The sequence below is a fragment of the Dictyobacter sp. Z7_2 genome (assembly GCF_057551105.1).
Genome location: NZ_BAAJPE010000002.1, coordinates 3,265,735 through 3,278,570 on the forward strand (window position 1 = coordinate 3,265,735; position 12,836 = coordinate 3,278,570).

Here is a 12,836-nt window from a genome sequence, read left to right on the forward strand (position 1 = left end):
CTCTTACTCCTCCCAGAAGTGCTTGACCCAGCCGCGCTTCTGCATAATTCGACGTAACTCCTGGGTGGGAGTGTAGCCACTCATAATGTAGAGTGTGCCGCCCGGCTCAACTTTTTGCATCGCGGCATCTAAGGCAGATTCACGATCTTCGATTAAGGTGATATTTTTAGTTGGCATCTCGGCATACTTGAGGCGTAAAGCCAATTCTTCCGTTTTGTTTCCACTACAGACAGCATCAAGAATATCGGGCGCGATATCTTCGATCTCAACATCCCACAGCCAGGCGAAGTCCTGCCCATCCACGACCGTATGGCTCATCGCCAGCAGCAGATGCTTTTTTCCTGGATGCTGAGCGATCAGGCGAAGCATCAGGTTAAACGAGGTTGGATTTTTGACGAATGACAGGAAAATGGTTTTATCTCCCGCCTGAATCTTTTCCATGCGACCAAACGCTGTGCGGATGTTGCTCAGCGCTGTCTGGACAGAGTCCATGGGGAAGCCAAGTGCCAGCGCAACTCCGATGGCTGCCGTGGCGTTATAGATGTTGTGGAGTCCAGGCAAAGGAATCTCCAATTTCATCTCGCCAACGGGCGTGCGCAGTTTGATGTGGCTGGGTCCCTCACCGTTTTCTGCCAATGATGCCGATGTGACGGATATATCGAGAGGTGGCAATGTATAACCGCATTCGGGACAGCGATACAAACCGAGATGCGAGAGATAGGCAACCTCGTAGACAAAGTCGCTATGGCAGCGAATACAACGGATAATATCAGCTGACTGCTCCGGTACTGGTGTCCCGACTTCTTTTGTTTCTAAGCCGAAGAAGAGTCGTTTGGCTTTGGTGTTGGCACCAAAGCTTGCCACCTGTGGATCGTTGCCATTGAGCAAGATTGTCGCGCTCTCAGGCAAGCTTTCAAGCATCTTATCTAAGGCATTCGCTACAGAATACATTTCTCCATAACGATCGAGCTGGTCGCGAAAAATATTGGTAATCACGACAACATCTGGTTGGATCTCTGGTACTGCGAGCGGAATCGTGGCCTCATCGATCTCGAACAAGAGCACATCGCTATCGAGTCGACCAAAGAGGTCGGCAAAATTGACGGCGACCGATGTAATGCCCTGGATGAGATTTGAGCCTGTGCGGTTCTGCGAGACGCGATGGCCTGCGGCATCGGCCAGCGCCGCTGTCATACGTGCAGTGGTGGTCTTCCCATTACTGCCGGTAATCACAATCTTCTTGGCTTTACTGGCCCCGACAACCGATTTAAGTACATTGGGATCGATGCGGCGAGCAATCATACCTGGGAGACTGGTGCCGCCACCGATGTGAAATAAACGCCCCGATGCACCGGCAATCTTGCCTGCGGATATCGCGAAAGCCAGGCGTGCTTTGTGTAATCCATTTGGCGTTGCGCCGTCATTGCTTGAATTATCTGTTTGCATAAACCCATACCCTGACTAATTAATGCTGCAAGGCGTACCGATGGGAAATTCCCGGTAGATCACGCCACCTAAAACCCATAAACGTTCAAATACACAAATTTTGTGGCCAGACATGTGCTGCGGCACATTGCTGCTTTGAACGCCAGGCACTATAAACGAAAATGAGCGCCATACCCTGCTATCTGGTAGAGGGCATGTATGTAGGGGGTACTTCACTTTGATACCGGTTCCTACAGGTACGCCGTTTGAAGTATAACAAACATGAGTATAGCGAGCAAGAGATTTAGGCACATGGTCAGGTTGTGTTGATAGCCTGTGCCGTACATATTATTGCTCTTACTTCATGGTAACGTTATGCAACGAGTAAAAGATAGAGAAAAAGTGCCTTTTTCTGACAGGTTTAAGTTGTCTTACATTGTTTGGTCTTTTGATCGCATTGAATCGTGGCTTTTTGGAAGCGTTGATTGAGTAACGTGCTATTGGTGATGGTCGCTGGACCGATCGGATATCCAAACTTTGTCAGTCCCTTATTTTTGTCAAAGTACGCCATGATCGCTCCTGAGATCTCATATTCCGTAAAAATGTAGAACCGTCCCTGATCGCCTGTGGGAAGGGTACGCTCACGCTTATCGCTCTGAAAGTAGGTCCATTCGTTGGCATAGGGAATGGCGTATTGATTGGCATTAATTTCACGTGGCGAGATCCAGGTAAATGTACTGAAGCCATAATTCATCAGATCGCGCATGTCGGTCCACCAATCGTCCGTATGCATGACCACGCCGACCAGTAACTGATTGTTGTGCTTACACAAAACAACCTGCAAGAAGTTTGCACCACCATCCCAGCCGGTCTTGCCTGCCATCACACCTGGATACCAGAACATGAATTGGTTTTCGTTTTGCATATTGTGCTCGGCATGATGGCTTGTCTTGGGAATATCATATACCCTGGTATCGCTGATCTGCTGTACAGCTTTATTTGTCAGACTGGCTGCTCCTAATACAGCCAGGTCATGGGCGCTGGAGTAGTGTCCATCTTCCATCAGGCCATGAGGATTCATGAAATGGGTATTCGCCATGCCTAATTGCTTGGCTCTCTGATTCATCTCATCTGCGAACTTGGGCACACTACCGGCGACGGTGTCGGCGATCGCAATCGCCGCGTCATTGCCGGAGAGCAGCATCAGCCCATAGAGCAGCTCACGCTCGGTATAGCTTTCGCCTGGCTTGATCCCCATCAATGCGCTGTCGGCGGAGAGATCATTGTGCATATCCGTTGTGATGGTGCCACTGATGGAGACGGTTCGATCGAGATTACCGTGTTCGGCTGCTAGAAGAGCCGTCATCAACTTGGTAGTACTCATGGGTGGGAGGCGCAGAAAAGGATTTTTCGCGTAGAGTGTTGCTCCCGTTGTGGCGTCTATCACATAGCCTGATGTGGCGAGCAGTGGCGGCGCTGGATGATTATTGGCGGGCGGCGTGATGACCAGGCTCTGCCCATTTGTCTGTATGACCCTGGTTGGTTGTGGTTGCGAGCCGATCGTGTTGTCGGTGACGAGTTGTGTGTTTGTCGTTGGATGCGAAAAGAGATTGATGCTTAAGGGAATGAGCACAACGATAATCAATATGGAGACGACCGTGATTGAGAGTGGACGATTATTGAGCAGCATCTGCCATTGATCCAGGAGCATTTGCTGCGAACGACGTGTGCGTCGGTTGACGCGTTCGCGTGATGCTTGCACCGTTGGAAGATTATAGACAAAGGCATAGCGTTTTTGCTCTTCGGGCGGATCTTCAATATAGACTTTGGGGCGACGTGGTGCGGCCGCTCTACTCTGTGGAGCATCATCAAACTCATCATCGATGGCAACTCTGGGACGGCGCGGCGATGGTGTGCGCGTCGCTGACTCATCGTCAATATACACTCTGGGACGGCGCGGCGACGTTGCTCTACTCAATGTTTCATCATCGATGGCATTTCTGGGACGGCGTGGGGACGATGGTTCGCTGAGCGTTTCGTCGATGGCGACCCTGGGACGACGTACTGCCCGGGGGGCAGCATCGGATTCCTCGCCGCTGATAGATGGAAGACGGCGTGTGGCTTTGTTGCCGGCATTTGCTTGCGTGCCAGGCCGCTTGCGTGGCGTTGGCTCTTCCGGAGGGTCCTCGATGTAGACTTTGGGACGGCGTCGTGTTGGGGGCGGAGCCAGTTCCTCATTATTTAGATCCTGAGGAAGGCGTCGTGTCGCCTGATTTTTGCGCGACGTCTGTGCGCGCGCTTCGGGGCTGCGTCGCGTGGATTGAGTCTCGACAGAGCGTGCTTGTGTACGAGGCTTATCCAGACGAGGACTCCTACCGGTTTGCGTTGCTGGAGCAGCATCGGGATCAGGATTACGGGATGCTCGCTTTATTCTTGGTTTTTCTGGATGCTCTTCATGGTATTCATCATCGAGAGCATTCATTTTTTGTTGACGTTTATTACTATATCTCTGTGTATGATTTGTCTGATACACATCATCATCATCATCAAAATAGTCGTCTTTAGATGTATGTGGTGGCGTTCCGCGCATCCGCCAATCCTCTCCGTTTCATCCCAGTCGCTAAACCTGGATTATTTTCCCAACGAAATTATATCTAAATCTAATGCTTTATTGTTTGCTTGGCTCCGTAATTACTGTCATCTATCTTACTCAGCCGCACCCGAAATTGTCAACTTGGGATGACTATTTTTGTATGCAAAAAGAATTTACAATTCTTTCAAACTTTCCTCATTGTTTTCTGTTAGAGTAGAATTTAAGAGAATATTGTATGATCATGCCATAGGTATTATACAATATTGGAAGTATTTCTATCATTCTATGCGTCACTTTTGGCTCTATTATACTGCTCAAGCTCATTTTATCCGTCCTTCTTGTCTGCTATAAGGGATTGATCTTTATACAAACGAGATATGCATGACACCTCAGTTTTGATGAAGGTATTCTTTAAGTATAATCAAAGATTGAGATGAATGAGTCCAGATAAAAGCATTATAATGAATGATAGAACAACATGTAACTAAGAATGTGATAAATATATAGAGAGAAACAGGGTATTTTGCCATGCTTTTACTGAATGATACTACGGCTGTTGCGCCGGTCTACTCTGACAACGCACTTATTGTGCAGACACTTTCTGGCGATGAGCATGCTTTTACGCTACTCGTGCAACGTTATCATCTCCCTTTGTCCCATTTCGTCCAGCGCTCTCTCAAAGAGCCTGAGTGGACAAGCGATGTGGTGCAATTTGTATTTATGCAACTCTATCTTTCTCTGCCCAAACTCCAGCATACGCTCTACTCGTCACGCACAGAGATGCCATTAAAATCCTGGCTTTTCCAGGTGGCCTGGAATCGTTGTATCGATGAGCTACGCAAGCAGCGTTCCTTGCCGTTTTCCGAGTTGGAAGCCAGTTGCGACGACGAGGATTTCTCGCTCGTTAATATCATTCCCGATCATGATCCGTTACCCGACGTCATTGCCGAGCAGCATGAATTGGAGACAACACTTCGTCAGGCCATCCGCCGACTCCCACCGCAATTTCGCTCGATCGTCTTACTGCGCTATACGCGAGAACTAAGCTTTGGCGAGATTGGACGCGTCCTGAACATTCCTGAGAACACTGCCAAAACGTATTTTCAGCGGGCACGCCCCTTGCTGCGCGAGTCTCTTTTGCAACGCATATAGACAGGCCTATATAGGAATAGAACTGCTCCCATACTCTCTATTCGTATATCTATGCCGTAGTTCTGGACAGGTCTGGAATACTGCCAACTGGCATTTCGAATGGCTGTCTGTTGCTTGCTTCTTCTGTGAATGCTTAAATACGTCGTGGTGATTTCCTTTCTACAGATACTGTCTTGTTTTAGCTGTTTCTATCTGCTATGCTGCAATTTATGGTAGCATAGAGAGAGATATGACCAGCAGCGGATGGCATATTTCTGCTGAAGAAAGGTAAAATTGCAATGAATCTAGCCGAGGTGAAAAGGATCATCGAGGAAGGACAAGTTGAATACGTTAAAGTCGGGGTGCCCGATATCGAGGGTGTTTTTCGTGGCAAACGTGTCACGGCACCATTCTTCTTAACCTCCTTAGAAGACGGAATTGCACAGTCTGACGTGATCCTTGGATGGGATATCCAGGAGAATGTGCTTCCCAACCTCAAAGTGAGCAATATCGATCGTGGTTTCGGGGATTTTATTATGCGACCTGACCTGGCCACGTTTACGCTTGTCCCCTGGGAAGATCGTGTGGCGACGTGTGTTTGTGACCTCTGGACCGAAGATGGAGAGCCGATTACTGTTTCTCCACGCTACGTCCTGAAGTCGCTGATTGAACGCGCTGGCTCGCTCGGATTGGCGCCCATGGCCGCCTCAGAGCTAGAGATGCGCTTCTTTCGTGAAGATCAGGTCTCCTTACGCGATAAAGATTTTGGTTCTCATCTGACGCCATTGAATCCAGGCACCAACTGCTACGTGATCAGCCACGCCACCGCCGACGATTATTTGATCGGTCAGGTTGTTCGTCAGATGCGTGCTTATGGTATCGAGATTGAGGGCTACAATCGCGAACATGGTCCTGGCATGTACGAGATCAATATGCACTATAGCGATCTGCTCACTGCCGCCGACCGCACTATGCTTTTCAAGACCGGCGTCAAAGAGATCTGCCATCAAAATAATTTCACTGCGACCTTCATGGCAAAGTGGAATGATCTGGAAGATGGCAGTAGCGGTCATACTCACATGAGCCTGTGGGATCGTGATTTCGAGCGCAACGCTTTTTGGGACGATGCTGCCGAGCACCATATGTCTGAGACCATGCGCTATTTCCTGGCGGGAGTCTTACAGAAGCTGCCCGATTTTATGGCGCTCTATGCACCTGTGATTAACTCGTACAAGCGCTACATCGAGGGTACCTGGACCCCGCTCAACACCTTCTGGGGGATCGACAACCGCACCTGTGCTGTACGTGCTATTACCAGCGGACGCAACTCGATGCGCCTGGAGAATCGGGTTCCCGGGGCCGACGCCAACTTTTATCTGGTCTTTGCTGGCATGCTTGCCAGCGGCCTCTATGGCATCGAGCACAAGCTGGATCTGCCTCCGCGCCAGGAGGGGAACGCCTATAGTCCCGCCAAAATAGAGCAGGCCATCGCCCGTGGCGAGGTCTATCCGCTGGCTCGCAACCTGACTGCCGCTATCGACATCTTTGAGAAAAGTGAGGTCGCCCGCGAATATCTGGGGGCCGATTTCGTTGAGCACTTCGTCACGACCCGTCGCTGGGAAGTCCAGGAGTATGAGAAGGCCGTCACCAATTGGGAACGTCGCCGTTATCTCGAACTCATTTAAATATCAGCGCCTGGGTTCTTCGATCCAGCCATGCTCTTGTTGAAAAGGTAGCCCTTGCTCGGTGGCCTCTTCCTCTGTAAGGTAGGGGAGTAGATGTCCGATCAAGGGTTGATGCGCCTTGTAGCGCTTGAGATTATCGGTGGCGCATTGTTGCATCAACTGTACGGCCTGGAATGGATCATGGAGCGCTGTCTCAAGCTTGTGTTGGGCTTCACTGGCGAGCAGTGTTTCTGTGGCGGTGATGCGTTGCTTCCTATAGTACAGCGCGGCAAGATGGAGTTCGTCGGCGTCGAGTAATCCCAGGTGTTCGCCTTGCAACAGTAAGCGGAAACCGTAAGCCAATCTTTGATCCAGCGTGGCAACGTTGAGCTCGGTGTCGTCGTGCATGCCACGATTATTCAGATTGGCGGAGCCAACGGTCATCCAGGTATCATCGATGATTGCCACTTTTGAGTGCACATAGATGGGACGGTAGTGCGATAAGCCATCGCTCTGCTGATAGTGTGAGGTTGCAAGTGTGAAGGCCTGGACTCTGCCCGCCCGTGTCTCGTCCGGTGTCTCAGCCCTGATGCTGCTCAGAACTGCGTCACTGAAGGCGCGTCCGACGTTTGGATGATCCGGCAGGATAATGCTCAGTGTAGCTCCTCTCTGTATGGCAGCAATGATCTGACGGATGTGATGTTTCATCTCTGCGCTATCTCGGCCGGCGATGGAGATATCAACCCCATAGTAGGCCCGCAGCCAGAAATATTGGTTTTCGAGGTAGATGACATGCTGTGCCTGTTTAAAGGCGTTGCCGTAGAGTTGGGTGATCCCTAGAATCGCATCTTTACTAAACGAATAGGTGTGTTTAGGGACGGTGCGCGCAATCTGGACGATGCTCTCGCTCTCGACTGGAGCAGGTAGGGGTGCCTCAGGAATGTAAAGGTGTGCCTCCAGATGCTGATACTTCACGACATCATTCCAGCGTTGGCGAAAATTCAATTCGACATCGGCGACGGCTGGACCTTCGATCAGGGCGTGGGTGTCGTGCCAGGGATGAGGGGTCGTGCCTTTTTGCGTGCGCCGGAGCGGATTGGCGAAGGCATGTTCAGATGTGTCCCAGCGATCGAAATCCTGCTCTTTTTCGACTAATGGATCGATGCCCCCTACGAAGGCGTAGGCGTGATCTACGACGGTGACTTTTTGATGCAGTGATTCTATCTGATGATGCAGTAAGCCCTCCGCACTCTCATCGAGGATGCATGTCACGCCTACCGCTGTGAGTTTCTCATGTGCGGCCTGCGGATCATAGACCGCCAGCGCTTTTTTTGCCTTCCAGAGCAGTACTTTGACTTCAATCCCTTTATGTACCAGATATCCAAGTACCTCTTTGACCGACAGGTCATGATTGAGCCAGAAGGAGATATCCTCCTCTTGCAGCCCTTCGGCGCGTAGCCGCTCGCTAAAGGCAGAGCGAGCTTCGGGATCATCGCTTTCTGGATAGCTCTCGGCTCCGCGCACCAGGAACATATCTGGTTCCATGCCCCAATTGGCGAGATAGATAGCTTGTCGCGCTTTGAAAAAGTGGAGACACATCTCTAACAGCACTGTATGCCCATCGGCAAAATATGTAACACGTGACTGTCTCCGTACTGGAGTATCGCCGGTAGCCCACCAATCTGTCATGGGGGCTTCGTTTTTCTCGCCCTGCATACCCAAAATAAATCGGCCTCCTTTGGACTAAATTTTCTGACGCACTTGCATCCAGCGCAGCGAAGACCATGTAGCGTCGCACGCGAGCGTGCGATGTCCCTGTGACTCGTACGAGCCAGCCCGGCTCTCGGTGCACCACGCGAGCGGTCCTGATCGTACGTCGAGTGGGACATCGCACGCGAGCGTGCGATGCTACATGGTCTTTGCTGCGCTCGACCTCTTTCTGCTGGACAATTACACGACCAGAGGTGTTACCTCATTAGAGAAATGGCAGGCGGCGAAGTGTTCATGCCCCTCTTTGGCCTCAAATTCTGGCTCGACTTCGCGACAGATGGCCTGGGCCATGGGACAGCGGGTATGAAAGCGGCAGCCTGTGGGGATATTAATTGGGCTGGGAAGATCTCCCGTCAGAATGATGCGTTGTCGCTTCTTTTCTATCGTTGGATCGGGAATCGGTACAGCTGAGAGCAGAGCTTTTGTGTAGGGATGCTTGGGCGCGAGATACAGCTCTTCGCGATCAGCCAGTTCCACGATTTTTCCCAGATACATCACGGCTACGCGATCTGCTACGTGCCGTACGACGCTCAGATCATGCGAGACAAACAGGTAGGTCAGATTAAATTGTTGTTGCAAGCGTTGCATCAGATTCAGTACCTGTGCACGAATTGAAACGTCAAGCGCTGAGACCGGTTCATCTGCGATGACTAGTTTGGGATTAATCGAGAGGGCTCGTGCGATCGCGATACGTTGACGCTGGCCGCCACTGAACTCGTGGGGATAGCGGTCGATGAACTCGGGACGCAGGCCCACGACGTTCAAAAGATCTTCAGCACGTTCCCGGATCTCCTTACTATTTCCCAACTTGTAGATGCGCATTGGTTCTGCGATCAATGATCCGATTGTGAAGCGCGGATTCAGAGAGGCGAAGGGGTCCTGGAACACCATCTGTGCGCTCTGGCGCATCTGTCGTAAGGGTTCTCCATTCAGAGTTGCGAGATCCTCATTTTCGAACAGGATCTGGCCCGCGGTCGGTTTATATAACCGAATAATGGTGCGACCAATCGTCGTCTTGCCCGATCCGCTCTCACCCACCAGACCGAGCGTCTTGCCGCGCTCGATGGTGAAGCTAATCCCATCAACCGCGCGTACCTGTCCCACCACATGCTGAAAGATAATGCCCTGCGTCACCGGAAAATGCATCTTCAAATCGCGAATGTCGAGCAGGGTCTCGCTTTTCACCAGTGTCTCTACCATAATATTAAAATCCTTTAAGATGTTAGTAGTGTATTGGTTGCGGCCTCAAGTGCAGCCACTTGCGCTTCTTTTCGAGCTTGTCGACGACGTTCGGCGTATGCCTGCTCCTCCGGGTCTGTCACGTCAACCCAGCAAGCCTTCGTATGTGCGGCTTTTCCAGGGACTATCTCCAATGGAGGCATCGTACGACAGGCGTTGCGGGCAAAGAAGCAGCGTGGCATAAAAGGGCATCCCGTGGGTGGATTCAAGAGATCGGGTGGCGCTCCATCGATCGTTTTGAGTTCGCTATGGCGTTCTTCATCGAGGCGTGGCACCGAATCGAGCAGGCCTAGTGTATATGGATGGCGGGGATTGATAAACAGCTCATCGGTTGTCCCTTCCTCGATCACTTTTCCTGCATACATAACGACGACACGGTCCGCCAGCCCCGCCACGACTCCCAGATCGTGGGTGATAATAATCAGCGCGGTATTAAACTCTGCGCAGACGCCACTGATTAATTCAAGGATCTGAGCCTGGACTGTCACATCCAGAGCGGTTGTGGGCTCATCGGCAATGAGCAACTTCGGGTTACAGGCCAGCGCGATAGCGATCATGACGCGCTGCCGCATGCCACCACTGAACTGATGTGGATAGGCATTGATACGTTCGGCTGGCGCTGGAATCCCGACTTGCTCCAGCAGAGAAATGGCTCGTTTCTTTGCCTCCTCCTTACTTAATTTGAGATGTAGGCGCAATCCTTCAGCAATCTGCTTGCCAATCGTCATGGTTGGATTGAGGCATGCCATGGGATCTTGAAAGATCATCCCGATCTGTCCACCACGTATCTTTTGCATCTCTTTCTCGGACAATTCGAGCAGATCTCTATCCTCAAAGACCAAAGAGCCGCCTGCATATACTCCTGGAGGCTGAGCGACCAGACGCATAATAGATAATGCCGTTACGCTTTTCCCGCAACCGCTCTCTCCAACGATGGCAACCTTCTCACCCGGCTTGACCGCAAAGCTGACGCCATCGACGGCGTGCACGAAACCAGCCTTCGCTTTAAAATGCACTTTGAGATCAGTAACTTCTAACAGGTAGTCATTCAACGTGTTTTCTCCTTATTATCCTGTGCTTAACGTTCAGTCATATACGGATCAAGCGCATCACGCAAGCCATCACCAACCAGATTAAAGCTGAGCACAGTGAGGAAAATTAACAAGGCTGGGATAAGCACGAGCAGAGGATCAGAATCAAAAAAGCCTTCGCCATAGTTAATCATATTGCCCCAACTGGCAAAAGGAGGCTGAATACCGAAACCGAAAAAGCTCAAGACCGATTCGAGAATAATGTTATTGCCGATTAACAATGTGGCGTTCACAATGATCGCTCCGGCGGCGTTAGGCAAGATATGCCTGAACATCAGACTGAAATTTGTAGCTCCAATCGTTCGAGCAGCCATCACATACTCGCGCTCACGCAAGGTGATAAATTCACCGCGCACCAGACGAGCGGCCGTTGTCCAACCAAAGACGGAGATCAAAAACACTACGCTGGCGGGCGAGTGATCTGTCAGGGCCGAGGAGACCACAAAGAGCAAGAGATACAAGGGTACAGCTAAGACAACATCGGTAATACGCATCAGGATATTATCAATGATGCCTCCGTAGTAGCCTGCAAATGCGCCGACGCTGATGCCTACAAGCACTGAAACCAGCATCGATAGGAGACCAACCTCCAGTGAGACCTGTCCACCGGACATGGCACGGGCGAACTGGTCACGACCAACGTCATCAGTGCCAAAGGGATACTGCCACGAGGAGGGCGCAAACGTTCCCACGCCGCCAGTTAAGTTCAATTGGTCTGGTTGGTTATGCCCTGTTAATAGTGGTCCCAGAAAGCATAGGATAATCAGCAAAATGAGAAACGTGGCTCCGATTAAAGCCGGACGATTTTTAATAAAACGATCAAAGATGATACGTCCCTGACTGCGTCGCTTTTGGGTCAGGGCAGGTGTAACCTCAATCGTTGGCTCTAGCTCATCCGCCACAGTCGTCCCCATTTGATCAGGTAGTTCCATGGATATCTCCTTCTATGCAAGACTATGAATAGCGAATGCGAGGATCCATTAATGCATACAATATATCAGCAATCAGGTTAGCAGCAATCACAAACACCGCTCCAAGTACGAGCATCGCCAGGAGTACTGGATAATCTCTGGTTCCAAGCGAGTTGATAAAGAGCTGTCCCATGCCAGGCCAGGAAAAGACGCTCTCTGTAATCGCCGCACCACCTGCAATGGCTCCGAAGTCAATTGCAACGATAGTAATCAAAGGAATTAGAGCGTTTCTGAGTGCATGCTGTATTAGCACCGTGGGCATACTCAGCCCTTTTGCGCGTGCTGTTCGTATATAGTCTTGCTTTCTTACATCAATCATACTGGAACGCATATAGCGACTCCATCCTGAGAGAAACGTGATGGCCAGTACGAGCATTGGCAAGAACAAATGGTTGAGAAAATCCCAGAAGGCATTGAAGGGATCGTAGACGACGCCGGCGGTTGCTATGCCTGATGTGGGTAATACATGCAGCCAGACGCCAAAAATGCCTTGTGCTAACAGTCCGATTAGAAACACTGGCATCGAAAATCCGAAGTAGGCCAGGGTAGTGAGTGTGTAATCTGTGGCTGTTCCCTGGCGTACTGCCGAGATGGTTCCAATCACAATAGCTACGACCAATGCGATGAGTAGAGCCGTAGAAAATAGCTCCAATGTTGGGGGGAAATGTTCAGATAGAACGTCTGTGACAGGTTGGTTCGTTGCGAAAGAAAAGCCAAAATCACCGGTGAAGGCATTGAGTATCCATTTGAAATACTGTACCGGAAGCGGTTGATCAAGGCCGAAACGTGCGTTTAGTGCTGCACGTCCCGCTACACTCAAGTGCGGGTTCAAAAAGACCCCCACCGGTCCTCCGGGTAAAAGGTGTATAAGCCCAAACATGGCGATAGAGACAAGCAGGAGCAACGGGATGGCTTGCAAGATTCTTCTGATGATATATCTTCCCATATGGTT

9 protein-coding genes are annotated in these 12,836 nt (G+C 50.7%); 2 read left to right on the forward strand and 7 right to left on the reverse strand.

Features of this window, described 5'->3' with window-relative positions; all coding sequences use genetic code 11:
• Nucleotides 1-3: 3 nt before the first annotated feature.
• Both AC27N8_RS27295 and AC27N8_RS27300 read right to left on the reverse strand, forming a co-directional pair.
• Nucleotides 4-1,446 (reverse strand): MurT ligase domain-containing protein, encoded by a 1,443-nt coding sequence (locus AC27N8_RS27295; protein WP_487071362.1) that lies wholly within the window; start codon nucleotides 1,444-1,446, stop codon nucleotides 4-6.
• Between the two features lie 400 nt (nucleotides 1,447-1,846).
• On the reverse strand, nucleotides 1,847-4,015 hold the full coding sequence (locus AC27N8_RS27300; protein ID WP_487071364.1) for a D-alanyl-D-alanine carboxypeptidase family protein: 2,169 nt from the start codon (nucleotides 4,013-4,015) through the stop codon (nucleotides 1,847-1,849).
• 531 nt (nucleotides 4,016-4,546) lie between these two features.
• Between AC27N8_RS27300 and AC27N8_RS27305 the strand changes: the two genes are divergently transcribed.
• Entirely contained in the window at nucleotides 4,547-5,170 is a 624-nt protein-coding gene (locus AC27N8_RS27305; protein ID WP_487071366.1) for an RNA polymerase sigma factor, read from the forward strand.
• A 278-nt stretch (nucleotides 5,171-5,448) separates the two neighbouring features.
• On the forward strand, nucleotides 5,449-6,834 hold the full coding sequence (locus AC27N8_RS27310) for a glutamine synthetase family protein (RefSeq protein WP_487071368.1): 1,386 nt from the start codon (nucleotides 5,449-5,451) through the stop codon (nucleotides 6,832-6,834).
• Between the two features lie 3 nt (nucleotides 6,835-6,837).
• Here the strand turns inward: AC27N8_RS27310 and AC27N8_RS27315 are convergent, their stop codons facing one another.
• The 5 genes from AC27N8_RS27315 to AC27N8_RS27335 form a co-directional block, all read right to left on the reverse strand.
• Complete coding sequence (locus AC27N8_RS27315; RefSeq protein ID WP_487074762.1) at nucleotides 6,838-8,529, reverse strand: phospholipase D-like domain-containing protein; 1,692 nt, start codon at nucleotides 8,527-8,529, stop codon at nucleotides 6,838-6,840.
• Between the two features lie 234 nt (nucleotides 8,530-8,763).
• The gene (locus tag AC27N8_RS27320) at nucleotides 8,764-9,783 is read right to left on the reverse strand and encodes an ABC transporter ATP-binding protein (RefSeq protein ID WP_487071370.1); all 1,020 of its coding nucleotides are present in this window, start codon (nucleotides 9,781-9,783) and stop codon (nucleotides 8,764-8,766) included.
• A gap of 14 nt (nucleotides 9,784-9,797) precedes the next feature.
• Entirely contained in the window at nucleotides 9,798-10,874 is a 1,077-nt protein-coding gene (locus AC27N8_RS27325) for an ABC transporter ATP-binding protein (protein WP_487071372.1), read from the reverse strand.
• 26 nt (nucleotides 10,875-10,900) lie between these two features.
• On the reverse strand, nucleotides 10,901-11,845 hold the full coding sequence (locus tag AC27N8_RS27330) for an ABC transporter permease (protein WP_487071374.1): 945 nt from the start codon (nucleotides 11,843-11,845) through the stop codon (nucleotides 10,901-10,903).
• A 22-nt stretch (nucleotides 11,846-11,867) separates the two neighbouring features.
• Nucleotides 11,868-12,830, reverse strand: coding sequence for an ABC transporter permease (locus tag AC27N8_RS27335; protein ID WP_487071376.1), 963 nt, complete (start codon nucleotides 12,828-12,830; stop codon nucleotides 11,868-11,870).
• Nucleotides 12,831-12,836 lie beyond the last annotated feature (6 nt).

Bases quoted from the DNA above. Each gene is read 5' to 3' on its own strand.
- AC27N8_RS27310 (WP_487071368.1), top strand. From the start codon at position 5,449: ATGAATCTAGCCGAGGTGAAAAGGATCATCGAGGAAGGACAAGTTGAA.
- AC27N8_RS27330 (WP_487071374.1), bottom strand. From the start codon at position 11,845: ATGGAACTACCTGATCAAATGGGGACGACTGTGGCGGATGAGCTAGAG.
- AC27N8_RS27295 (WP_487071362.1), bottom strand. From the start codon at position 1,446: ATGCAAACAGATAATTCAAGCAATGACGGCGCAACGCCAAATGGATTA.
- AC27N8_RS27300 (WP_487071364.1), bottom strand. From the start codon at position 4,015: ATGCGCGGAACGCCACCACATACATCTAAAGACGACTATTTTGATGAT.
- AC27N8_RS27305 (WP_487071366.1), top strand. From the start codon at position 4,547: ATGCTTTTACTGAATGATACTACGGCTGTTGCGCCGGTCTACTCTGAC.
- AC27N8_RS27335 (WP_487071376.1), bottom strand. From the start codon at position 12,830: ATGGGAAGATATATCATCAGAAGAATCTTGCAAGCCATCCCGTTGCTC.
- AC27N8_RS27320 (WP_487071370.1), bottom strand. From the start codon at position 9,783: ATGGTAGAGACACTGGTGAAAAGCGAGACCCTGCTCGACATTCGCGAT.
- AC27N8_RS27315 (WP_487074762.1), bottom strand. From the start codon at position 8,529: ATGCAGGGCGAGAAAAACGAAGCCCCCATGACAGATTGGTGGGCTACC.